At 31.5% G+C, this 23,750-nt stretch carries 27 protein-coding genes and 1 tRNA gene; 10 read left to right on the top strand and 18 right to left on the bottom strand.

The window, feature by feature from the left end; all coding sequences use genetic code 11:
• Window positions 1–285 precede the first annotated feature (285 nt).
• The 8 genes from B3L86_RS11195 to B3L86_RS11160 all read left to right on the top strand — a co-directional run bounded on the left by B3L86_RS11195 (window position 286) and on the right by B3L86_RS11160 (window position 7,912).
• On the top strand, window positions 286–453 hold the full coding sequence (locus B3L86_RS11195) for a hypothetical protein (RefSeq protein ID WP_156900306.1): 168 nt from the start codon (window positions 286–288) through the stop codon (window positions 451–453).
• Between the two features lie 234 nt (window positions 454–687).
• Window positions 688–1,152, top strand: coding sequence for a hypothetical protein (locus B3L86_RS11190; protein WP_291119049.1), 465 nt, complete (start codon window positions 688–690; stop codon window positions 1,150–1,152).
• A 66-nt stretch (window positions 1,153–1,218) separates the two neighbouring features.
• On the top strand, window positions 1,219–1,692 hold the full coding sequence (locus B3L86_RS11185; RefSeq protein ID WP_291119047.1) for a hypothetical protein: 474 nt from the start codon (window positions 1,219–1,221) through the stop codon (window positions 1,690–1,692).
• Between the two features lie 175 nt (window positions 1,693–1,867).
• Complete coding sequence (locus B3L86_RS11180; RefSeq protein ID WP_291119043.1) at window positions 1,868–2,206, top strand: hypothetical protein; 339 nt, start codon at window positions 1,868–1,870, stop codon at window positions 2,204–2,206.
• Between the two features lie 77 nt (window positions 2,207–2,283).
• Complete coding sequence (locus B3L86_RS11175; RefSeq protein ID WP_291119040.1) at window positions 2,284–4,665, top strand: TonB-dependent receptor; 2,382 nt, start codon at window positions 2,284–2,286, stop codon at window positions 4,663–4,665.
• An 11-nt stretch (window positions 4,666–4,676) separates the two neighbouring features.
• Entirely contained in the window at window positions 4,677–5,231 is a 555-nt protein-coding gene (locus tag B3L86_RS11170; RefSeq protein ID WP_291119037.1) for a type 1 periplasmic binding fold superfamily protein, read from the top strand.
• A gap of 138 nt (window positions 5,232–5,369) precedes the next feature.
• Window positions 5,370–5,744 carry a DoxX family membrane protein gene (locus B3L86_RS11165; protein ID WP_291119034.1) on the top strand — a complete coding sequence of 125 codons (375 nt, stop codon included), beginning with the start codon at window positions 5,370–5,372 and terminating at the stop codon, window positions 5,742–5,744.
• Between the two features lie 47 nt (window positions 5,745–5,791).
• On the top strand, window positions 5,792–7,912 hold the full coding sequence (locus tag B3L86_RS11160; protein WP_291119031.1) for a prolyl oligopeptidase family serine peptidase: 2,121 nt from the start codon (window positions 5,792–5,794) through the stop codon (window positions 7,910–7,912).
• A 145-nt stretch (window positions 7,913–8,057) separates the two neighbouring features.
• Here the strand turns inward: B3L86_RS11160 and mtgA are convergent, their stop codons facing one another.
• Genes mtgA through B3L86_RS11135 form a run of 5 tightly spaced genes read right to left on the bottom strand, consistent with a single transcriptional unit; the run spans window position 8,058 to window position 11,324 of the window.
• On the bottom strand, window positions 8,058–8,738 hold the full coding sequence (gene mtgA, locus B3L86_RS11155; protein ID WP_188363151.1) for a monofunctional biosynthetic peptidoglycan transglycosylase: 681 nt from the start codon (window positions 8,736–8,738) through the stop codon (window positions 8,058–8,060).
• 7 nt (window positions 8,739–8,745) lie between these two features.
• The gene (locus B3L86_RS11150) at window positions 8,746–9,858 is read right to left on the bottom strand and encodes an NAD(P)/FAD-dependent oxidoreductase (RefSeq protein ID WP_291119027.1); all 1,113 of its coding nucleotides are present in this window, start codon (window positions 9,856–9,858) and stop codon (window positions 8,746–8,748) included.
• A 51-nt stretch (window positions 9,859–9,909) separates the two neighbouring features.
• Window positions 9,910–10,362 carry a 6-pyruvoyl trahydropterin synthase family protein gene (locus B3L86_RS11145; RefSeq protein ID WP_291119025.1) on the bottom strand — a complete coding sequence of 151 codons (453 nt, stop codon included), beginning with the start codon at window positions 10,360–10,362 and terminating at the stop codon, window positions 9,910–9,912.
• A 30-nt stretch (window positions 10,363–10,392) separates the two neighbouring features.
• On the bottom strand, window positions 10,393–10,566 hold the full coding sequence (locus B3L86_RS11140) for a hypothetical protein (protein WP_291119023.1): 174 nt from the start codon (window positions 10,564–10,566) through the stop codon (window positions 10,393–10,395).
• Entirely contained in the window at window positions 10,566–11,324 is a 759-nt protein-coding gene (locus B3L86_RS11135; protein ID WP_291119021.1) for an enoyl-CoA hydratase/isomerase family protein, read from the bottom strand. The genes B3L86_RS11140 and B3L86_RS11135 overlap by 1 nt, the downstream gene beginning before the upstream one ends.
• A gap of 112 nt (window positions 11,325–11,436) precedes the next feature.
• Here B3L86_RS11135 and B3L86_RS11130 point away from each other — a divergent pair.
• A tRNA-Ala gene (locus tag B3L86_RS11130) sits at window positions 11,437–11,510 on the top strand.
• An 83-nt stretch (window positions 11,511–11,593) separates the two neighbouring features.
• Here B3L86_RS11130 and B3L86_RS11125 read toward each other — a convergent pair.
• Window positions 11,594–12,079, bottom strand: a complete 486-nt coding sequence (locus B3L86_RS11125; protein WP_291119020.1) for a thermonuclease family protein — start codon at window positions 12,077–12,079, stop codon at window positions 11,594–11,596.
• A 98-nt stretch (window positions 12,080–12,177) separates the two neighbouring features.
• On the opposite strand from B3L86_RS11125, the gene B3L86_RS11120 reads away from it, so the two are divergent.
• Window positions 12,178–12,981, top strand: a complete 804-nt coding sequence (locus B3L86_RS11120) for a hypothetical protein (protein WP_291119018.1) — start codon at window positions 12,178–12,180, stop codon at window positions 12,979–12,981.
• Window positions 12,982–13,129: 148 nt separating this feature from the next.
• Here B3L86_RS11120 and B3L86_RS11115 read toward each other — a convergent pair whose 3' ends face one another.
• From B3L86_RS11115 to B3L86_RS11060, 12 genes are all read right to left on the bottom strand, one after another.
• On the bottom strand, window positions 13,130–13,960 hold the full coding sequence (locus B3L86_RS11115; RefSeq protein WP_291119016.1) for a hypothetical protein: 831 nt from the start codon (window positions 13,958–13,960) through the stop codon (window positions 13,130–13,132).
• Between the two features lie 54 nt (window positions 13,961–14,014).
• On the bottom strand, window positions 14,015–14,440 hold the full coding sequence (locus B3L86_RS11110) for a DUF6943 family protein (protein WP_291119014.1): 426 nt from the start codon (window positions 14,438–14,440) through the stop codon (window positions 14,015–14,017).
• 1,363 nt (window positions 14,441–15,803) lie between these two features.
• The gene (locus B3L86_RS11105) at window positions 15,804–16,703 is read right to left on the bottom strand and encodes an Abi family protein (protein ID WP_291119012.1); all 900 of its coding nucleotides are present in this window, start codon (window positions 16,701–16,703) and stop codon (window positions 15,804–15,806) included.
• 147 nt (window positions 16,704–16,850) lie between these two features.
• Window positions 16,851–17,225 (bottom strand): hypothetical protein, encoded by a 375-nt coding sequence (locus B3L86_RS11100; protein ID WP_291119010.1) that lies wholly within the window; start codon window positions 17,223–17,225, stop codon window positions 16,851–16,853.
• Between the two features lie 72 nt (window positions 17,226–17,297).
• Entirely contained in the window at window positions 17,298–17,708 is a 411-nt protein-coding gene (locus B3L86_RS11095; RefSeq protein WP_291119008.1) for a hypothetical protein, read from the bottom strand.
• Between the two features lie 41 nt (window positions 17,709–17,749).
• A complete protein-coding gene (locus B3L86_RS11090; RefSeq protein WP_291119006.1) occupies window positions 17,750–18,286 on the bottom strand; it encodes a hypothetical protein in 537 nt (178 codons plus the stop codon).
• Between the two features lie 17 nt (window positions 18,287–18,303).
• Window positions 18,304–18,786, bottom strand: a complete 483-nt coding sequence (locus tag B3L86_RS11085) for a hypothetical protein (protein ID WP_291119003.1) — start codon at window positions 18,784–18,786, stop codon at window positions 18,304–18,306.
• Complete coding sequence (locus B3L86_RS11080) at window positions 18,786–19,262, bottom strand: helix-turn-helix domain-containing protein (RefSeq protein ID WP_291119001.1); 477 nt, start codon at window positions 19,260–19,262, stop codon at window positions 18,786–18,788. Before B3L86_RS11080 ends, B3L86_RS11085 begins: the two co-directional genes overlap by 1 nt.
• Window positions 19,237–19,617 (bottom strand): hypothetical protein, encoded by a 381-nt coding sequence (locus tag B3L86_RS11075; protein ID WP_291118999.1) that lies wholly within the window; start codon window positions 19,615–19,617, stop codon window positions 19,237–19,239. The genes B3L86_RS11080 and B3L86_RS11075 overlap by 26 nt, the downstream gene beginning before the upstream one ends.
• Before the next feature lie 96 nt (window positions 19,618–19,713).
• On the bottom strand, window positions 19,714–20,562 hold the full coding sequence (locus B3L86_RS11070) for a DUF5655 domain-containing protein (protein ID WP_349679491.1): 849 nt from the start codon (window positions 20,560–20,562) through the stop codon (window positions 19,714–19,716).
• Window positions 20,563–20,629: 67 nt separating this feature from the next.
• Window positions 20,630–21,823, bottom strand: coding sequence for a GIY-YIG nuclease family protein (locus B3L86_RS11065; RefSeq protein WP_291118995.1), 1,194 nt, complete (start codon window positions 21,821–21,823; stop codon window positions 20,630–20,632).
• A complete protein-coding gene (locus B3L86_RS11060) occupies window positions 21,816–23,747 on the bottom strand; it encodes a DEAD/DEAH box helicase (protein WP_291118993.1) in 1,932 nt (643 codons plus the stop codon). Before B3L86_RS11060 ends, B3L86_RS11065 begins: the two co-directional genes overlap by 8 nt.
• Between the last annotated feature and the right edge of the window lie 3 nt (window positions 23,748–23,750).

Raw genomic sequence — 23,750 nt, 5'->3', positions numbered from 1 at the left:
TGACACAGTTTATTGAGCATACTCTGGACTAGACCCTTGAATAAAATATTATGTTAAAAATAGATATAGATAACCTTGCCCCGCAAAGTATTCTAGCAAAAATTCCCTATGAAACGCTCCGGAAATGTCCCCGCTCCGCAAAGTGTTCTAGTAAAAATTCCCTATGAAAAGCTCCGCAAATGTCTCCCGACTTTGTGGAATTTTATTAAGTAAATTATTAAAATAAGATGTTGACGAATTTTTGTTATTTTTAATTAAATTTGTTACTCATAAACATTTGAAAGTATGACTTTAATAATAAATAAATCCAACTCCAAAAATATAGCTAAGCTTTTGACGGAAAAATTAAAAAAAGAACCAAAAAAGGGAAATTTAGCCAAACATTTTGGTAAATTGAAGAGAAATTTAGACGGCTTGAACTATCAGACCAAAATAAGAGAGAATGAAGATTGATTTTATAGCTGAGCAAATTGCGGAGTATTTGGTTGAGAATAAGTTAGTTTAAGATAAAGTTATTATAGTTAAAAGCTCCTTTTTAGGGGCTTTTTTTGTTTGTTGTTTTCAAAGAAATTTTGATATTATTAATATGTTGTGGAATTTATGTTATTTTTAATCAAATTTATGTTTAACAAAGTCGGGAGAAATTTGTGGAACGAGGTAAATAATAATAATTAAAATCAATTACTAATGTCAACAGTTTCTATTACATATAACGGCAATCCAGGTTTTGAAATTGCAGATGAATTTATGCAATTGTTATTTCACTATATAAAAGAAGAAGTAGTAAAGCCACAATACAATCTTACTAATAAAGAAGATTTAATTTCGGGATTAACTTTTGAGATTAACGGTTATTCATCAGGTAATTTATCATTAAGATGGAGTAATATGTTTACAAACTCTACAGAAGAACAAACGATGATTCAAGTACTTCAAAATGTAATTATTAATTTACAGAACACAGGGGCTTTCATCTCAGTTGCAGAAATGCAAGCCATACCTACAGATAATGATGATAATTTTAAATTATTATTTAGTAGAAAACCTTTTCCTACTGCAGAATTGATAAAAATAATAGATGCGTTAATTCAAATGCTACAAGGAACTTGGACATCAACTAATTATTATATGGAAATAAATTATAAGTATTAGAATATGAAATCCCTTAACCTTGGTATAACAATGATACATTTATAATAAAATTAAATTTATAATAAAATGGCAACAACATTTATAAAATATCAAAATAACAAAGGGTTTCATATTACTGAATCCTTTATGCAATTAGCATTTTATTACATTCATCAAGAAATAATACTACCTAATTATATTTTCGCCAACAAACAGGAAATTATTGAAAGTATGGAAGATGACATTAATGGGAGTACCAAAACCTACTTTGTTTTAATGTGGCACAATGATTTAATTAACTCAACTGAAGAACAAACCATGATTCAAGTACTTCAAAATGTAAAAACTACTTTACAAAATAAAGGGGCTTTTATATCTGTAGCAGAAATGCAAGCAATTCCTACAGAGGATAGAATGTTTAAGTGGTTATTCAGCGAAAAACCATTTCCTACAGCAGATTTAATTAAAATTATTGATGCACTTATTCAAATGCTACAAGGAACCTGGGAATCTACAAATTATAATATGGATGGTGAAATAAATTGGAAATATGAAGATTAAATTAAGCTATATACTTATTTAATAAAAAAAAGGCCTAATAAAATTTGGTTTTGAAGATAGTCCCGACTTTGAGGAAAATGAATGAATAGAATACAAAACAAAATTTGAAGCACCCCTTCGTAAACTCTTCTTAAAAAATTCCCTATTTGCTACCTTTTCCCTACCTTTGCACCCAATGAAAAAGAAATTAGCCATACTAAACCTGTATTTAATGTCGGCAGTGTTGTTCACAATACTGTTTCAGTCATTGCATACCTACAGACATTTAGTAGCTGATTATGTTGAGGAAACCGAAGTCTGTCATCACTCCCACGATGGTTTTTCGCACCAACATTCAGAAGACGATTGTTCGGTTTGTGATTTTCATTTTTGGTTTTATGTCAAACCCGATGTTTTAACCTATCGATTTGATTTTCCTTTGCAGCCTGTTCCGTATTTAGTTCAGGAACAAGCAATCATATCAACCTTTTCAGGTTCCCTTTTTTCGCATCGCGGACCACCGCAAACTGTTTAAAATCTTAGAAACAAAAAACAGTCATTTGCTACTCAAATAGTGATGACTTCATGTGTTTTATATTTTTAAACTAGAAAATGCGATATCTCATTATCCTTTTCTTCTTGTTATGGTTTGGTTTTTCAGGTTTTTCACAATACACAATCAGTGGAAAAATTACCAATGAAAACAATCAACCATTAACCGGAAGTCACATACATACAAAGTACATCAGTGTTGCCAGTGATCCTATTGGTGAATTTGAATTGAAGGGTTTGCCAAAAGGCGAGCTCCGGGTTTTCATTTCCTATATAGGCTATGCTACCAAAGACACTTTGATTTCGTTAACATCAGATGTTGTTTTGAATGTGCAACTTAAACCTTTGGCCACCACTTTAAACGAAGTGACTGTGAAACAAGAGGTTGATAAAACTTCAAAAACATCGACTTCACATCAAGTTAAAAAAGAAGCGATAGAACGAGCGAGTACACAATCGCTAGCCGATGCTCTCAAAGAAGTTTCTGGAGTTTCGCTGTTAAAAACCGGTAGCACTATTGTTAAACCAATTATCAATGGTTTGCATAGCAGCCGTGTTCCGGTAATTTCGAATCAAGTTCGTTTGGAAGACCAACAATGGGGAACGGAACATGCACCAAATTTTGACATCAATGCAGCCGGAAGAATTTCAGTGATTAAAGGAGCTTCAGGTTTACAATATGGTGGCGATGCCGTTGGCGGTTTGGTGGTTATTGAACCATTGATTCTTGCAAAAGACACCTTGTTTGGAAAAACAATTATAAGTGGCGTTTCCAACGGAAGAGGTGGAGCAATAAGTACAAGTTTGTATAAAGGAAACCAAGAAGGTTGGCGATGGAATGCATTGACTACCTACAAATATTTTGGCGATAGAGAAGCACCGAATTATGTTTTATCCAATACGGGAAACAGAGAATTGAATTTTTCAGGAACGCTTTCTTATTCCAAAAACAACTATGAACTTTCGGCTTTTTATAGTTTTTATAATGCCGAAATCGGGATTTTGAGTGCAGCTCATATTGGAAACGTAACGGATTTATACAATTCCATTCAAAACCAACAACCTTATGTAATTGATGATTTTACGTATGCTATAAAAAGTCCGAAACAAGCCGTTCAACATCATGTTTTGAAACTCAATTACAACCAAAAATTGGATGAGTCGAGTTCCATTTCAACATTTTATGCCTTGCAATTCAATCATAGAGAAGAGTTTGATTTGCGAAGAGGTGATAATAGCAACAAAGCGGCTTTGGATTTGGAATTGGCAACGCATACGATGCAATCGGATTATAAAAAGGAATGGGAAAAGTTGGAGTTGAAAGCCGGAGTTAATGGCATGTTTCAAAACAATTTTGCAAATCCTAAAACAGGTGTTCGACCTTTGATTCCCACTTATGTTCGTTTTGATGCAGGACTTTATGGAATAGGATCGTATGAAATCAACGAGAAACTAACACTGGAATCAGGACTTCGTTATGATTTTTCAACCATCGAAGCAACCAAATATTATCTAAAATCCAGATGGGATGAACGAGGTTATGATGCCGATTTTGCTTCAATAATTGTTGGCGAAAGCGGCAATCAGTGGTTGACAAAACCCAGTTTTACTTTTCATAATATTTCCGGTAGCATGGGTTTGCGATATGATTTTGGCACTGACTGGAAATGGTTCAATAACCTAAGTTTGTCCAACAGAAATCCAAATCCGTCAGAGTTTTTTAGCGATGGTTTGCATCATTCATCCGGTCAAGTGGAATTAGGTGATTTGCGTTTGAATAAGGAAACGTCTTTAAAGTTTTCTTCGTCGTTGGTGAAAAAATGGACTGATTTTTCAATGGAGATTAATCCGTATGTACATCAAATTACCAATTACATGTTTTTAAAACCAATCGGATTTGAAACCACAATTCGTGGAGCTTTTCCGGTTTGGGAATTTCAACAAACAGACGCCAGATTAGTTGGAATTGATTTTAACAGCCAATGGAACATCAACAAAAATTGGTTGCATCGTTTTTCGGCAGCTTATGTAAAGGGTCAAGATGTTGACGCTAACCAACCTCTGATTGACATGCCGCCACTTACTATTTCAAACACCATTCAATTCAAAAAACCGGAGTGGAACCAGTTGATTTTAGAAATTCAATCAGAATCCGTTTTCAGACAAAGTCGTTATCCTGATTTTAATTTTACAACTAACATTGTGGAAAACGGTGAATTGGTTCCGGTTGAAGTAGATGTAAGTACACCACCAAAAGAGTATCAATTGTTCCATTTTTATTCGGAAATGAAATTTAAAACCTTTCAAAAAGCCGATTCGAGTATCGCATTTTCAGTTCAAAATATGTTTAACACAACCTATCGTGACTACCTAAACAGACAGCGTTTTTTTGTTGACGAAATGGGTAGAAACATTCAAATTCAATTAAAGTTTAATTATTAAAAATTCAAAAAATGAAAAATTTAAAAGTAGTACTAGTAGCTTTCGTATCCATTTTTATGTTCAATTCGTGTAGCAATGACGATTCTCCGGTGGTTGAAGAAGAAGTGATTACAACAGCAATTGTGACATTAACAGGTGGTGGAGAAATAATCACTTTAACATCAAGAGATTTAGATGGAGATGGGCCAAATCCTCCCGTGATTACAATTTCAGGAAATCTTAGTGTTAATACAACTTATGCCGGATCAATTCAGTTTTTAAACGAATTAGAATCACCTGCGGAAAATATTACGGAAGAAATTGAAGAAAAAGATTTAGAACACCAAGTGTTTTATCAAATTTCAAATAGTTTAGGAAACTTTACCTATACTGATTTTGATTCTCAAGGCAATCCGTTGGGGCTTGAATTTTTGTTAGTAACCGGTGCTAATCCTGGAACCGGAAACATCACGGTTATACTCAGACATTTGTTAAGCAAAAATGCAGCAGGGGTGTCTGAAGGAAATATAACTAATGCAGGTGGTTCAACCGATATTGAAGTGGTTTTCCCGATTGTAATTAATTAGGCAAAACACAATACAAATGTTAATAATCTAAGCTGTTGATAAAATAGCTTAGATTATTTTGTTTATACTGTATAATTATCAATGATTTTTTATTATTTTGGTAAACATAAAAACCTTAACTAACCAAAAAATAATTTTATGAACTCAAAATTTACACTAATCGTTAGAATTTTATTAGGTTTAATCCTTGTTGTTTTTGGATTAAACAAATTTTTAAATTTTATTCCACTTCCCGAATTACCCGAAAACGCTGGCAATTTTATGACTTCTTTAGGTGAAACAGGTTATGTTTTACCAATTGTAGGTGTACTAGAAATTTGTATTGGAGCCATGTTACTTTTAAAAAAATGGGTGGCTTTTGCTTTGATTTTGTTGGTGCCAATTTCTTTAAATATTCTATTATTTCATTTGTTTCTTGATTTACCGGGTTTAAGTGTGGCGTTAATGATAGTTTTATTAAATGCCATTTTGATTTATAAACATTGGAAACAGTACACCCCTCTTTTTAACTAAATCCTAACATAATTCTTTCTTATTTTTGAGAAAATAAATCGAACCAAATGAAAAACATAAGTCTTATGCTTTTTTGTTCCGTGATTGTGATATCATGCAACAAAGAAAGTTCTCAAAACATTATTGTATTGAATTATCCTGAAACCAAAAAAGTGGACACTGTAGATGTTTATTTTGACACAAAAGTTAATGACCCCTATCGATGGTTAGAAGACGATATGTCTGAAGAAACAGCCGCTTGGGTAAAAGCACAAAATGAAGTAACTTTTGGCTATTTAGATCAAATTCCTTTCAGAAAACAAATTAAAGAGCGTTTAGAAAAAGTTTGGAATTACGAACGAATTTCAGCTCCTTTCAAAGAAGGTGATTTTACGTATTATTTCAAAAATAACGGACTTCAAAATCAATCGGTTTTATACAGAAAAGATGCAGACGGGAAAGAAGAAGTTTTTTTAGATCCAAATACTTTTTCTCAAGATGGCACTACTTCCTTATCCGGATTGGAGTTTTCAAAAGATGGTTTTATTGTTGCTTATTCCACTTCAGATGCGGGAAGCGATTGGAATAAAATTCATGTTATCGATGCTTTTACTAAAGAAAAATTAGAAGAACCCATCTTGGATGTAAAATTCAGCGGAATAGGGTGGCTTAAAAATGAAGGGTTTTATTATTCTAGCTATGATAAACCAAAAGGAAGCGAACTTTCAGCTAAAACGGATCAACACAAATTATATTATCACAAATTAGGAACACCTCAAAGTGAGGATAAAGTGGTATTTGGATTAAATGAAAAAAGACGTTATGTTGGTGCAGGAGTGACAGAAGATGGTAATTATTTAGTGATTACAGCGGCCAACTCTACCTCAGGTAATGAGCTGTATATCAAAGATTTAAAAGCACCAAACAGCAAGATCATTACGGTTGTAAATAATTTTGAAAGTGACAATTACGTTTTGGATAATGAAGGTTCTAAATTGTTTATAGTCACTAATTTAAATGCTCCTAATAAAAAATTAGTAACTGTGGATTTCAACAATCCATCTCCTGAAAACTGGGTTGATTTTATTCCTGAAACAGAAAATGTGTTAAGTCCATCAACCGGAGCAGGTTTCATTTTTGCCAATTACATGAAAGATGCCGTTTCTGTGGTAAATCAATATGATTATTCCGGGAAGCAAATTCGAAATATTCAGTTACCCGGAGTTGGTTCAGCAGGCGGTTTTGGCGGAAAGAAAACAGATGCCGATTTGTATTTTTCGTTCACCAATTATGTGACACCAAACACCATTTATGCTTTTAATCCAACAACTGGAGCTTCTAAAGAATATCAAAAACCGAAGGTGGAATTCAAACCGGAAGACTACGAGAGCAAACAGGTGTTTTATACCTCAAAAGACGGTACAAAAGTGCCGATGATTATTACGCACAAAAAAGGCATTAAATTAGACGGAAAAAATCCAACTATGCTCTATGGTTACGGCGGATTTAATGTGAGTTTAACACCTTCTTTCAGCACTGCCAATATTATTTGGTTGGAAAACGGAGGAGTTTATGCGGTGCCCAATTTAAGAGGCGGTGGCGAATACGGAAAAAAATGGCACGATGCTGGAACACAACTGAAAAAACAAAATGTTTTTGATGATTTTATTGCAGCAGCAGAATATTTAATCTCAGAAAAATACACCTCTTCTGATTATTTGGCACTTCGTGGCGGTTCAAACGGCGGACTATTAGTTGGAGCCGTTATGACACAAAGACCTGATTTAATGAAAGTAGCGTTGCCTGCTGTTGGGGTTTTAGACATGTTGCGTTACCACACGTTTACCGCTGGTGCAGGGTGGGCTTATGATTACGGAACAGCCAATGACAGCAAAGAAATGTTTGATTATTTAAAAGGATATTCACCGGTTCACAATGTTAAAAAAGGAACCAGTTATCCGGCAACGTTAGTAACAACAGGTGATCATGACGATAGAGTAGTGCCGGCTCATAGTTTTAAATTTGCGGCAGAACTTCAAGAAAAACACGAAGGAACCAATCCGGTTTTGATTAGAATTGATGTAAATGCCGGTCATGGTGCCGGAAAACCAATTTCTAAAACCATTGAAGAACAAGCAGATATTTTTGCATTTACCCTTTTTAATATGGGAGTTAAAAAACTGAAATAATCTACAACCCTGTCAGAGTTTAAAACTCTGACAGGGTTTCAAAAATTACAATTTAAAAGCTCTTCAATTTGAAGAGCTTTTTTATATATCTAATATTCAAATTACAACGCTGTCAAAGTTCCAAACTCTGACAGCGTTTCATTCTTTAATATTCGATTTTCCCCAAATACCCCATTTGCCTAACAATATGACTTTTTCGTCTATTGATATAGGACGAAGAATTTGTAGCCTTAAATTTCCTTGGATTTGGAAGTATAGCGGCAATTCCGGCAGCCTCATGTGCAGTCAGGTTTTTGGCATCTTTTCGATACCAAACTCGCGAAGCTTCTTGAGCTCCATAAACACCATCACCCATTTCTATACTGTTGAGGTACACTTCCATGATGCGTTCTTTGCCCCAAATAAGCTCAATCAAAACGGTAAAATAAGCTTCAAATCCTTTGCGGATATAACTTCTTCCCGGCCATAAAAAAACATTCTTGGCGGTTTGTTGCGAAATAGTACTGCCACCTCTTAACCTTTTGCCTTTTTTATTACTTTCCATTGCTTTTTCTAAAGCCTTGAAGTCAAAACCATTATGATTTAAAAAATTTTGATCTTCACTGGCAATAACTGCTCGTTGCAAATTGGGAGAGATTTCTTCTATCGGAACCCAATCGTGACTCAAAACCATAGGTTTTCCGGCAGTTTTTTGTTCAATGGAACGAATAAACATCAATGGAGTAAACGGCACAGGAACAAACTTAAACAAGATGACCAATACTATTGAAACACCAAAAAACCACAAAATTGCTTTACCAATAAAGCGAAGTATTTTTTTTATCATAATAATGTTATACTAAATCTGCTAATTCTTTACCTACTAAACTTCCAATGGCAATGCCCATGCCACCTAAACGAACCCCGCAATAAACATTCTCTGAAATCTCTTTTACAATGGGTTTTTTGTGTGAACCAATTCCCATAATGCCGCTCCAACGGTGTTCAATTTCAAAAGGTTGGTTGGGCAAAATAACTTCTTTTAATAAAGAATCCAATCGGTTTTGAATCTGTTCTGTTTGAGCAAGCTCTGTGGTGGTTTCGCCTTCAAAATCTAAATTTCTCCCACCGCCTAATAAAATTCGATCTCCAAAATTTCTAAAATAATAAAAACCTTTATCCAAATGAAACGTGCCTTTGATGTCAAGATTCGGTATGGGTTTTGTAATTAAAACTTGAGCTCTTGCCGGTTTTACTTCGCCATCAGTTAGTTTTTCAGCAAAACCGTTGGTGGCAAAAAACAATTTTTTTGTTTTGAATTCAAAATTTTCTAATTGAATTACAACTTCGTCATTTGAAGAAGTAAAACCAAGAACTTTTTGTTGATTTAATATTAGAATATCATTTTGAATCGTTGCTTTAACCAAAGCTTGCATCATGTTTCCAGTGTCAATTTGGCCTTCAAACGGATTGAAAATTAAATTTTCATGAATGCCTTCAAACCCAAATCGATCGATTTCTTTTGAAAAAACATCAGTTTTAAACAAAGGTTTTAAAATATCATTGATAAACGGAATTTTTTGCAAACAGTTAGTATAGCTGCTTTCATCTTCTTTTAAAAACAACTCATAACCTCCAAAAAGTTTGAGGTCAATCACTTCATCCCCTAATCTTTTTCGAAGCAATTGCAATCCGGACCATCTTTTTTCAATGAGCTGAATGACTTCTTCTTCGGTGTGCGAATTCAAATCATCAATAATTTCTGAAATACTGCCAAAGCAAGCAAAACCTGCATTTTTTGTGCTGGCTCCCTCAGGCAACATGCCTTTTTCTAAAATTAAAATTTTACTCTTTGGAAAACGTTCGCGAAGTCGTAATCCGCAATGCAAACCAACAATTCCACTTCCTACAATGGTGAAATCAACATTGGAGAACCAGTTTTTATACTCCCAGAAACTTAACGTCATGTATAAAAATTTTGATTTAAAAGTAAGAATTTAAAATAGTAAATCAAGGATTTATTGATTATCAGAAGCATACCATTCTGCAAAAGAAGTCTCAGTTTCCTGAAGTTTTAAAGAATGCAATTGAATGTGTTTGGGCAAGCGTGCTTTTATTTTTTCTGAAAAATCAATAACCATGTTTTCGCTGGTAGGTTGATAATCTACTAAAATAACATGATGCTCTCTCTCCTTGAGTTCATTTGCTAATTCGATGTGTGGAGTGTTTTTATTAAAAACAGTGGCGTGATCAAAAACATCTACAATTTCTTCTTTTACAATTTTTTTCAAATCACCAAAATCAATCACCATTCCGAATTTTACATTTGAGGAATCTGTAATTGGCTTTCCGATAACTGTAACAGATAATTTATAACTATGTCCGTGAACATTTTTGCATTTCCCGTCATAACCATACAATGCATGACCGGTTTCAAAGCTGAATTGTTTGGTAATTCTAATGTTTGACATAGTTAAATTTTTTACAAAGGTAGTAAATGACTATAAATTTTTATTTCTTTTTTTGGCAGCATAATACATCCAATATGCAAGACCAACAAGAATGATAAAAGGAATAAGCGACCCGATTAAAACTCCGATTTGGTACCCACCGTCGGGTGCATTTTTTAATTTTTCTTCGATAGCAGTTTGCTGCAGAAATACTAGTAGTTTCATTATTTTTTAAATTGTAATAAAGCGTGTTTTGTAAAGTCAGAAAGCACCAATTTACCTGAAATTGCAGCTCTTTCTTTTAAAAGAACATCCCAGTTTTCGGTTCCTTCCCAAAGTACTTTTTTGATTTCTGACAAAGCTTCCGGATTATAAGAAGCCAACTTTGTTGTGAACGAAAACAATGCGTCGTCCATTTCTGAAACGGTTTCAAATACCTTTGAATACAATCCCTTTTCATGACCCCAAGCTGCTGTTTTCCATTCAGTTGGCGATAAAGTTAATTCGGCTATGGCTGTTTTTCCAATTTTTTTGGTGACCACAGGCTCAATGACAAACGGACCAATTCCAATGGCAATTTCTGATAATTTCAAAGCACTGTCATGGGTTGCAAAGGTATAATCACAGGCTGCTGCTAATCCAACTCCGCCTCCAACTGCTTTTCCGTGAATTCTTCCGATAATGAGTTTTGAACATTTTCGCATGGCGTTAATTACATTGGCGAATCCGGAAAAAAATTGTGTGCCTTCAACAAAATTTGAAACAGCCAATAATTCATCAAACGATGCTCCTGCACAAAAAGCACCTTGACCTTCACTTTGCAATACAATTAAAGTAATATCTGTTCGAGTACTTAATTGATGGAGCTCTTCGGTGAGAAGATGTAATAATTCGGATGGAAATGAATTACTCGCAGGATGACCAAAAGTAATGGTTGCAATGGAGTTTTGTGTGGTTGTAAAAAGGGTACCTTTTGAAGACATACAAGTCAAATTTTAGGTAAAAATAAGCATTTATAACGAAATTTTTTGCAGAAGCAATTTATAATTTATAATTAAAAAAGTAAGATAAATTTATTTATATTTGCACCACTTTGGGGATGTAGCTCAGTTGGCTAGAGCGTTTGGCTGGCAGCCAAAAGGTCGTGGGTTCGAGCCCCATCTTCTCCACTTTTAAAAACCGTAACTATCAATAAATTAGATAGTTGCGGTTTTTTATTTTAATAGTTAGCCCACATTAAGCCCACAAAATTTTAAAAATTATTTACGATGGAATAAAGACCTTTAGAGTTGATTTTAGCTTGTAAATTCCATTCTTGATACAAAGGTAACATTTCACAGAATACTTCATTGTATGGCTTAGCATAGCCTTCTTTTATCATTATTTCATTCAAAACTAAACCGTTTTCTAAAACCATGTAGCCTAAATGTCTGCCATATCTATCATTCATATTATTTAATTCTTGTATTAAAGTGAAAGTTTCGCCAATTGAAATTAATGATCTAAAAAAATCATACGATAAATAGCCTAATTTTATTAAAAGTGCAGCTGGCATTTGAAGCTCTCTTTCATCTTTGATGATTTTAGGACAGTTTTTTATTTCTGGGGCATCTATACCATATAATCGTATTTCATATTCACTTTTTGAGTAAAGTTCCTTTCCAATTATTCCATCTCCATCCACATATTTGACCACTTTCAGAAGATTTTTTTTAGTGTTTGTTAGATTCGCATTCATTTGCATCGCATTTATCATAATAACGTGTTGTATATCAAATATTTACGATATAAATTTATAAAAATTAAATGAATTATTAATTAAAAAAATAAAAAGCTATGGCAAAACAGAGAGGCCACATAAAGTACACGGGTACTTTGGGCGAAGTTCGACACTTCAAGATTAAAGGCAATAAAGGATTTTATGCCGGGTTAGTTGGTGGCCCAACAGCCGAACAAGTAAAAACTGCACCTGGATTCATTCGAACACGTGAAAACATGTCGGAGTTTGCTGCTTGTGCAATGGCTGGAAAGTCAGTAAGAGTTGGTTTATCTTCATTAATGCGTCAAATGTCTGACAGCAGACTTGCTGGAAGATTGACAGCTATTATGAAAAAAATCAATATTGAGGATGGTTCAGAAGCTAGAGGACAGAGAGCCGTTTTAGTTTCACAACAACCACAATATTTGAGAGGATTAGATTTTAATCGCAACCTTTCATTCAATGGTATTTTTGCAGCTCCTTATATTTTAACTGCAAATGTTGACAGAAACGAAACAGAGTTAAGTATTCCGTCTTTTAATCCATTAAATAGTATTAATATACCATCTGGTGCAACACACTTCAGATTAATTAATGCTATTTCTTTAGTATCTGACTTTGTTTATAATTCGGCAACTGGGGCTTATGAAGCATCAGACCCAGGATTAAATGAAGCTTCACAAATTGAGTATTCAACTTACATTCCTGTAAATGCAACTACTGCACCTATAACCTTGACTGCTACTTTACCCGGAGCTCCTTCTATACCAACAACTGTTGCAGTATTGGGTTCAATTGGTATCGAGTTTTCTCAGCAAGTTGGAACTGAATACTTTATTTTCAAACAAGGGAACTCAATGAAAATTCAAGAGTTGTTCTAAAAATACCATCAGTTTGCAACGTTGCAAAGTTTGCAGTTTGCAAAATAAAACCCTCGCAATTGTGTGAGGGTTTATTTTTTGCTTCGATTTGCTAATAATGTGGACTTATATTGGACTTACATTGGATTTAAATAGGAGTAATATCTTATTAATCAACTTCTCTAAAATCACCTAAAGGATAATTAAAAATTGTAGGTCTCGCTAATATCTTTTTAATCAAACCGTTTTCAGTATAAATTTTTTTGTTTTTGTTTAAAAAATAGCAGCCATCTTCCGCTAGTTGCCAATTTATTAAAACATAGTCATTTTTTGAAACACTATAAAAATGATGTTGTAATACATAAATAGTTACACCATCTTCCGTTATATATTTCTTATCATAAGTAGTTTCAATTATTTTACTATCCTTAACAACTATAGTAGTTTCAGTATTTTTTATTTTATAAAAACCATTCTTTACATTATCTTCATCAATAGTTACGAGAATATTTTTATTACTTAAACCTTCCAAATAAACATCTGAATGAATTTCAATTTCTAATCCATTTTCAAGTTCATATTTTCTTGTTATTTTTTTTTGAGGTTCTGGGCCTTCGTAAAATAAATGATTTAAATAACTAATTATGTCTAAATTAGGAACAACATTTTCATTCGCTAAGGCAAAAAAATCATTTTTAGTGCCGTCTAGTTTTAATATGATTACCCCTTTGTCAATAAATATTTCATTACAGAAAATTTTATCAGAACCTCTATCGATAAGTAAAGATTTAGCTTCCGGGAAGTATTCCCATTTTCCTACTTCAGCTTTGCCGTTTTTGGATAAGATTAATTCATTGTTTTTTTTGAATATCAGTTTTTGAATTTCATTGTTGTCGTCAACTAATGCCCAAGGCTTATCAATCAAAATAGATGTTTTTGATAAAGTTTGATTAAACCTACTTAAGTCAGTAGAAATCCTAGCCAAATATTCTTTAATCATAAAGTTTTATTATTTTAACAAATATAAAAAAAGAATATGAGCATATTTCTATGCTCACAATCTTTTACAGTATCTGTGAATAATAACTCTTCTTAAATCATTGATTAAGTTTATGTTTTGCTGAAATTGTTCTTCTTTATCAAGGAGCATTTTAAGGGTTTTAACGTCTTTTTTGTGCTGCTCCAAGTCCAACATCATTTCATGTGATTTGAGCGATAGATTCTTATTAAAATCACTTATTCTGATATATGGAATAACGGAACCAATTAAAAATTGATGCCAAAATTTATCCTTCCAAAGACATTTGCAAATTGCTTCCATATCTTCAAAATCAGAAGTGCAATAAAATTGAATAACAAAACAATTCGGACATGGCTCTGTTAGGGGTTTACCTGTATTCATTCCTTTGTTTAGCATAAAAAAATGAGGTAAATTGTAGGTGTTTCCGCTTTGGTGGTGTTTTAATTTAAAATTTATCATATCGTGGCGTTTAAAGGATTTATGAACTGGACACACTTTTTCCATAAAATTTTTTCAAAAGAAAAAAAAAGAAAAAAAAGAAAGCACTCTCGTCAAGTGGAGGGTTTCAAAAAAGCAAGTTTTTTTTAAAAAATACTACCACCCAGATACGTCCTATCGGAGAAGGGATTTTATTTCGGGTAGATACGTTCTTATGAAAATGTATGGGTGGTGGAGATTTTTTAAAAAACCCGAAGGGCTTGAACTTGCTTTTTTGTAAACCCGGAACTTAACTTTGCTATCTTTTTTTTATTTTTTTATTTTTCTTTCGAAGCAGAAACTTGCTACTAGAATGATTTTTCGTTTACTGAAAACGGACTGTTCCCACAAGGGTATCAAATTTTGGGGCTGAATAAAAAAACAATACAATATTTACGCTTTTTATTTAGAACCAAAATTTGATACTCTTGTTTTCCGTTTTGATTTTTGAGGGTGCTTAAAATTTCTTTTGGAAACAAAATAAATCAGAAAATGAATCGGAGAAGTATAGCACCTTCAAAAATCAATGCAAATACTTACCGAGTGCGTTGGCAGTAGCGAAAGCAAGTGTATTGGTTTTTGATTTGCTTATTGAAATTTTCTGATTGTTTTATAGTTTGCTGGAGCCAACAAACATCCGATTTATTGAGATTTACAATTTAAGATAATTTACTTTTAAACTAATTATGGCTTCAGCAAGCTTAAAACAATTACCACAACTTTTTCTGGCAAATCAAAAAACAAAACTCTTGCTGGGCCTTTTTTATCTTTTGAGGGTGCATGATAGTGATTGATGGCAGTTGCATTTTAGTAAGCAGAGATATTATATTGAAAACCGTATGCACCTTCAAAAGATAATGCAAATACTACCGCTTTAAACACAAAGCTGATAAAAACAAACGACGAAAATTTGCAACGAAGAGAAAATCTTTATAATGTGTAAGTTCTTTCAATAGAAACGACAAAGTGAGACCCGCGAAGCCACGTGTTTTTGGCAGATAGGGTGGAGCGAGGAAATCTGCCAAAAATGTGTGGCTGGAGCGGGGCTCTCGAGCGGTGGCCGTGCGGCTTTTTTACATAATGTTATTATAGGGCTATGACAACTTTTGAATAGGAATACATTCTTTTTTATAGCCCTATAATGCCACATTATGTAAAGAAGCTTTGGGAAAAGTTTTTGTTGCCGAGTATTATTTTCTTTCGAAGAGATACATTTGTGGGCATACAAAAACTTTTATGCGTTGGCCAGTGGTGGGGAACGGAGGACTAAAACATTAAACCGGGAAGAAAAGAGTTCTTTTAGTTTTTTTAGTTCTTTTAATTATTTGATTAAAAAAAATATTTTCTAAATTGTCCAAATTGGTTGTGTTTTCCAATTTAAAGGGAATCCCATTTTGTGAATCGGTGTGTTTGGATATTCATCTAATAAATTAAGAAATTTATTTTTAATAGAATTATTAGGACTTACTTTTTCAAGAGTATATAATATAAGAGAGAACAATGGAAATAGTTTCGCTCTTTGGTTTTCATCAGGAACATATGTTATTGGAGCATTTTTTAGATTTTTTGGCCATAAGTATTTAATAGTAATATTATTATTCCAAAGTCTTGAATGATGTGCTATTACGTTTCTAATTACTGTTGTTGCTTCTAGAAAACTAGAAAAATCACTATGAGAATTAAAACCAAATTGTAAAGCAATTGTTGATTTTTCCGGCAATTGGTGATTAAGATTTTTGTAAATTTTAGATAAAGAACCCATTGAGGCCACCTCTAAGCATTTCCATGCTTCCAGTAATTCGTTTTTATGATTGTTTTTATGTTCGACAATAAATTGTTCTTTACTTCTAGAAATTTCATTACTAAGGTGACCAGCTATTGACATTTGATTAATACCATCAGTAAAAATATCAAACTTTAAATACCATAAAGGACCAAATGAAAGCGACAAATGATAAATCAATTTAGTTCTCAAAGCAACCTCAATTCTTTCAATTGCGTCAAACATGATTAAACGTAAATGCCTGTCGAAATTATATAAATCAATTACGTTTTCAAAGTAACTGTCAGCATTAAATATATGATTAATCTTGTCGAACTGCATTTCCCACCAATAACCTTTTAAACGATAATAACTGATGTTTTCTAGGAAATGAGGTGCTGTTTCTTCATTGTAAAACAACATACCTCTTTGTTTAAGCAATTCAATTTGTTCTATTATTGACTTTGGATCTTTACTTGCCATTTATATAAAAAAAAAGACCAGAAGGCTGTTCTTATGGGAAGCTCAACTGGTACGATTGGGACAAATATACTAAACAACAACTAGGTGCACAAGTTTTTTAACAATTAACAGCAGTTATTAACATTTTAAGTTGTTTTTAATATATGATTATTGTTCTACTTTTATTTGCCATTCTTTTTCATAGTAGTGACAGTCTACTCGTTTTAGAGTGTTATCAAACAATTGTTTTACATATAATTTTCTAAAAGTACCTAATGTAATTTCTAATTCATCTGTTCCAAAAAGATGTTTTATTCTATTGTCAATTTTTTCTTTATTTCTTATGTAAATCAAATCCCATCTAAGTCTATTTAAATTTGATTCATTCTTATCGTACATTAATGTATCATCTCCAAGTATTAAAAAAGGTATTGACCCTATAAGTTGATTATCAGAATATAGAACAATATGATCTTTTTGAAGTTCATACTTATTTATTGGTATACCAAGAATTAGTTCGCTATTTGTTGGTTTATTTGACATGAATTATCTTTTTACAATTTTCATTATTTACCTTTTATTTCTTTACCAAAATTAAATATTTACAATAAAAAATTATTTTATTTCTTTAAATCGAGGAACATCTATTTTTAAATTAAACCCAGACCATTCTGAACCTATTTTAGAAAAACTTTTTGAGATTAATAAGTTCATATATAAACTTTCAAGTTCAATAATTATTTCTTTGATGTTGGTACAATTAGAAAAACTACTATCAATGATTACAAAGTTATCAATACATCTATATATTGATACGTTTTCTGGCTCTGATATTCTAAAAACATAAGTACCAATAGTATCGCATTTTAAAACATTTATAAAACAGTTTGAATCTTTAAAATCTTCAATTATCTGCCTTATTGTTTGCAATTTTTCTTCTGTTTCAATATAAGTTCTAGAACCAATTATAAAAGGTAAAGTTAAACCGTTTTGAAAATAATTGTTACTGTCATAATGTTGAAGCAATTAGAACCAATATTTATTTTCAGTTAACAAAGTAATGGAGATTAAAAAGGATCTTTTTTAGTAGAGGCATTTCCACCATATTGTTTAATTAAATGTAATAAAGCCTTTTCCATCCTAGGTTTCATTCCGCTTTTTTCATAATCAATATTTAAACGCATCGTAATGATTGTTTGTTCTGGAACTGTAGTATAGTCATTTTGATTTTTTGAATCATAATTATGTTTTGTTTTTCTTACTGAAGCTTGACCTTTTTTAAAATTTAAAACTAAATTAATCCATTTATTCTCTAGGTCAGGAGATTTGTCATAAGAATATTGGATACTAATGATGTCTTTAATATTTACTTTTGTCCAAGAACCGGAATAATAATTAGTGTTGTCATTTTGCCAATGATGGTAAAAATATAAAACACCATTTTCAACCTCTATTTTTTCTACAACATTTATTGGGTTATTGCCATAACTCACAGGATAATAATTAATGTTATTATTAATCCATTCTTCTGTTTCTTTCTTTGTTTGAGCTAATGATATAAATGAAGCTAGTAAAAAGAAATAAATTAAATTAATTGATTTCATTATTTATATGTTGTTGATTATTTTGCTTTTTTCTTTTTGATTATTTCTGATTTAGAAATATCCATCATTGCTTTTTTGTCATTTATCAAACTTGTCAAATCTACTGCTGGAAGATTGAATTTACCAAAAGGGAAATATGAAGTTTGTGAAGATATAAAGTTTCTTAAATTATTTATTGCAATACTTATGCCTGACGACCAAAGATATTCTGCTTTGATATTTTCTTCTAAATTGTCATCCTCATTGAAATTAAACACACATACACCCTCAATAAACATCACATATCCAGGCAAAGGATTTTCTATTTCATTTATAGAAATTTTTATATAAATTAAATACCTTTTACTCTCGTGGAGTTTAGGCATAAAATCAATATCAATTTCGTATTCAGAAAATGTTTTTTTTATATCTAAGTTGTCTGTAGAAGGATCAACAAATTTATATTTGTTGTTTATAATAAAAAAATCTACTAATTCAAGTTGTGATTTTACAAATTTCATTACGCAAATTTTATATTGTTATCATTGATATTATCATTGACATAAACATTATCATTTGATGTGCTTTCAGTATTAAAATTCTTAATAACACCCCATGTTATTTCTTTATCTAAACATTTGTGAGTAGAATAAAATTTTTCAAATTTGTTGTCCGCTACTTCAAATGAATAAATATTGTTTGTTACTTTGATTTCAATTTCTAAATCAAGAGCTTTTTTTAATTTCGCCAAAGTTATTAAGTTCATTAATTTAGTTCCTCTATATAATTGAGTTAAATAACTCGGAGAAGTGCCAATCATTTCAGCTAATTTCTTTCGGTTAATTTTTCTAATCTCAGCTATATCTTTTACTTCATTTAAAAACCTTGAAGCAATCACTTTAGCATCTACTTCAAAATTATTTTCCAGTTCTTTAAACAAATCATCAAACGCATTATCAATTTCTTGGTATTTATTTTCTAATGATTTCGTATTCATATTTTCCGACTTTTTCAATTATTGGTTTGTTTTTTTTTGAGTTTTTTTGAGTTTTCTTTTTTTCAAACAATTCAGCCGCAATAATCACAAATGTTTTATCCTCTAATGACATTTCTTTACAGTATATTCTATCATTATCTTGGCCCTTGAAAAATTTCATTGCAGTTACATCTTTACATTTTTCATTTATATTTTCTTTGTCATAAATTTCAGTATTCCTATGACCGTCAAGAAGGACACCGCAAATGTATTCGAATTTCTTCTTATGTTTTACGTCTTGATTTATGTAGTCAAAAATTGCTTTCCAGTTATCCGTATCAATACAAATAATCCTTTTGCCATCTTTACTTTTCAATATTTCTCTTGCTATTCTCACTGCAAAATTAAGCTATAGGTTAACCAAATGCAAATATATTTGAAATAAATGTATTTATTTAATCAAAAAAATCTATTATTTTTTTAAAACTTGCTTTATCAAGCTCATAATATACTCTAAATCATTATCATTTTCTATTTGTATTTGAAAATCACCATTGCCACGATGACCAATATTAGAAACATCTTTTGCTAAACCTTTTGGGTCGTCTAACATTCCAATTTTTGTATTTATAAATATTTTAAGTGATTTCTTTTGTATTTCAACATCTGATATATTACTTCCTTTTTTAAAAGCTATATAATATTTTTGAGGTAAAACTTCAATATTGTCTGCTAAATTAAGAATACTCGTTTTGAATTTTTCATACAATTCAATAGTATTATCATTCGCATTTTTAAAATGATCTTCTTCTGTGTAAACTTTGATGTTTTCTTTGACTTCTTTTAGTTTTTCACTGTTTTCTAACAATGGTTTTATACTTTGAGCACCGCTACTTTTCTTAATAGAATTGATGCTAATTATATTATTTTCAAATTGTTTTACTTCCCATAATTCTATGCCAAAATCTTTGAAATCACTAGCGGATATTTGATTTTCTGTAAAACTTGGAGAAACAAATGCTACTCTTGATTGAGACCAATCCACGTCTTTGCTGTGTAGAACATCTTTTAATGTTTCATTATATGTCAGAATAAATTCAGCTTTGTTTTGCAACATTAAATTTAAATATGTTAAGCCTTGATCCACAACACTGTAGTTTTTATCTCTTTTGTACTCTATGATAATGAAGGCATTAGTTTGCTTATCGTATGCTAACGTATCGATACGCTTGTTTTTTATTGTAAACTCTGATTTTACTATTTGCAATCCCATAATATCTTGAAGATTGTTTTCAAAAATATTTTGAATATCTCTTTCCAATTTAAAAGGATTTTCCTTCACTTGGGTTAACTTGTTGGAATTATTGTTATATAAAATCATTTGTCAATTATCTATTTATTATTACTTTATTGTCAATATCATATTTATAATTTACAATCTCACCACTAATAATTAATTGAATTGATTGTTCTATTACTTCTAATGGAGCTATAAACCATTCTCTAGGTGTGTGACGAATTTTATTTTCATCGAATATATCAATGTTTAAACAAGAGCTGCCAAAGAAATTATGAAGTAGTTGTTCTAATTTTTGTGGGTTCATATTGTAGCATTTCCAAGCACTTTCTATTTTGACTTTTGCCATTAAATAAGTTGGTTCTTTTTCTGCGTTTTTTATTCTTTCTAATACATCAACCTTTGAATATCCTATCTTAAAGAGGTTTTCTATTGATGCAATTTTTACATCTTTACTTTTTGAACTTAACACATAAATAAATCCTGCTTCTTCATCTTCATCAGTAATATTGCTAAACTTTTCAATAAAGCTTTCGTTTACTTTGTCAATGTTTTCAGATACTACTTGACCATTAGCATACAATATCTTTTCTACTGAACGTTTACGCATATTGGAAACTGTTCCATTTTCGAATATACATTTTGTCCTACCATCTTTTCTTACTCTTGTTCCATCTTCTCGATAGTGCTCTTTTATTGAAATTTGTATTTCTTCTAATAAGAATAAAACTCCGTTATGAACATAATATGCTCCTTCACGTAAGTTACCCATTTTGAAATCAACTAATTTTCTTTTACCACTTGCTAAATCCTTTTGAATTTCCTTGAATACATGTTCGTATTTATCGAAGTCTTTCATTGGTTTTCTTCTAGCTACAAAGTCTGTTGAAGCTCTTTCGTCTGTTTTAGGAGTATGTTTAAAATCAAATAAATCTGTATCATCGTCAAACAAATCAAAAGCATCATCATTAAAAATATCATCAATTGAGTTTATTTCTTTTACTTCAAAATCAAGTAAATTATTAGCGTCAACATCTTTTAATTGTTCTTTTTTTTTCGGATTTTCTCTAATTCCTTTTAATCTTGTATATAATTGGTATTCTGAAATATTACTTGGATTTGGTTGTGGTTCTCTGTTGTATTTTTCAACAAAATCATTTACCTCATAAAATGAATTTAATAACCTTTCATCTGTTGTTTTTGCTCCAGAAGATTTTGGTTTGACATTTAAAATATCAAACGGATCATTATTGAAAATATCGTCAAGTATTGAATTTTTATCCATTTGCTAAACGTTTTCTTTTTTCCTCTTTCAAATAAATAATACATTCTGCCATTCTTCTTTCTAATGGATCATTAGCATTAAGACTTGGTTCTTTATCATGTAATTTTTTAAACTCAACAATTTTGGGCCATAATATTTTTGCTTCTTCAAAATCCATTTTAATACGAGTTGCTTCAATTGTATCTTGGATAACTTTCAACACTTTTGTAGTAACTGATTTTGATAATATTTCATAAGCCTTTTGGAAAGGATTAACCTTATCAATCAAATCAATATGTATCTCATCAATGTTAATGAATTTACTAGCTAAAAGAATGAATCTTTGGTCGCCTTCTTCTTTAATTTCTCCACTTTTAACTACACTATCAACAACCACATATTGTCTGATTTCTTCAACTTCATCTTCTGTTAATTCAGGATATTTTATTTTAATGATTTTTGGAATTAATACTCTATTGATTACTTCTGCATCTATTGTACCTGACATTGTTTTTAACATGTTATCATCTTGCAGTATAGTAGCTTTTAAGTCATTCAAATCAGCTTCAATAATATCTTTAACTCTTTTTGAACTTGGCTCTTTAAAACCTCTTAATTTGATTGTTCCCGGCTCTGCATCATCATCATTATCAAGCTTTGTTTTAAATTTGAAATTAGGTGCTAACACTTGCTCCATTAATAATGATGCTGTAATTGCCTTTAGCATATCATTAGTAGCTTTCTTAACATCGTCTTGTATTGCTTCGGGTTGTGCTATTAAATTTGTAAATTGAGCATGCGTTTTATTATTACTATCTCTAGTACATCTACCTATAATTTGGATAATTTCGGTTAATGAACCTCTGTAACCAACTGTTAAAGCATGTTCACAATAAGGCCAATCAAAACCCTCTTTTGCCATACCTAATGCTATAATCAAATCCATATCATCAACAGAAGAAATGTTTCGTAAATAGTTTACTATTTTATCTCTTTCTCTTGGTGTGTCTTCGACTAAATCTGCAATTTTGATTATTTTTTTATCTGTATGTCTTTCTACAAATATTACTCCTGTATCACTATCTTGTTTTAATACACGACCAATAGCATCAATAATGAAATCTACTTCGTTGTGTTTGTCTTTTGTACTTTCTCCTGAATTTACATTTGGAATATGTACAATGGTTTTTAAATCTGTATCTAAAACATCTAATATTGCGGCTGTGTATTTACCTGTGTAAAAATGATATCCAATACCAAGTGATTTTAAGTAGTTGTAACCGTTTAATTGTTCGTAATAGTTGTAAGTTGCTTTAGTAAATTTTGCTTCGTTTTCAGGCGTTAAAATAGGCACGCTATCACCTCTGAAATATGAACCTGTCATAGCTATAATGTGAGCTGTTGACTTATTCATTATTACTTTTAATAGTTCGCCTAATCTGTTGTTTACATCGGCAGAAACGTGGTGAAATTCATCAATAGCTAATAAAGTTTCATTTAATTTAGTTTCGTCTAATGTATCACAAGCAAATCGTAACGTAGCATGTGTACAAATTAAAATCTTTTCATCGCTATCCATAAAGTTATGAAAAGCTTGTACTTTGCTACTACTACCATCATCACCAGGAGTACAAAGATTATAATTGTCGTTAGGTTCCCAATTAGCAAAGAAACCATCCTTCATTAAATCTGTTTGAGAAAACGAACTACCAATAGAACGTTCCGGCACAGCTACAATAACTTTTTTGATGCCTTGATTAATCATTTTATCTAAAGCCAAAAACATTAATGCACGAGATTTACCTGATGCTGGTGGTGCTTTTAATAATAAATATTTTGCATCACGAGCTTCAAAGGCACGAGCTTGCATTTCACGCATACCCATTGTGTTTGTACTTGTGCTTTTACCTGTTTGATGGTATGATACGTTTACTAAATTTGGCATGTT

It is taken from the genome of Flavobacterium sp. UBA6135, assembly GCF_002428305.1.
GTDB lineage: Bacteria > Bacteroidota > Bacteroidia > Flavobacteriales > Flavobacteriaceae > Flavobacterium.
The sequence above is the reverse complement of the archived record's forward strand: the minus strand, read 5'-3'. Positions and strand labels throughout refer to the sequence as shown.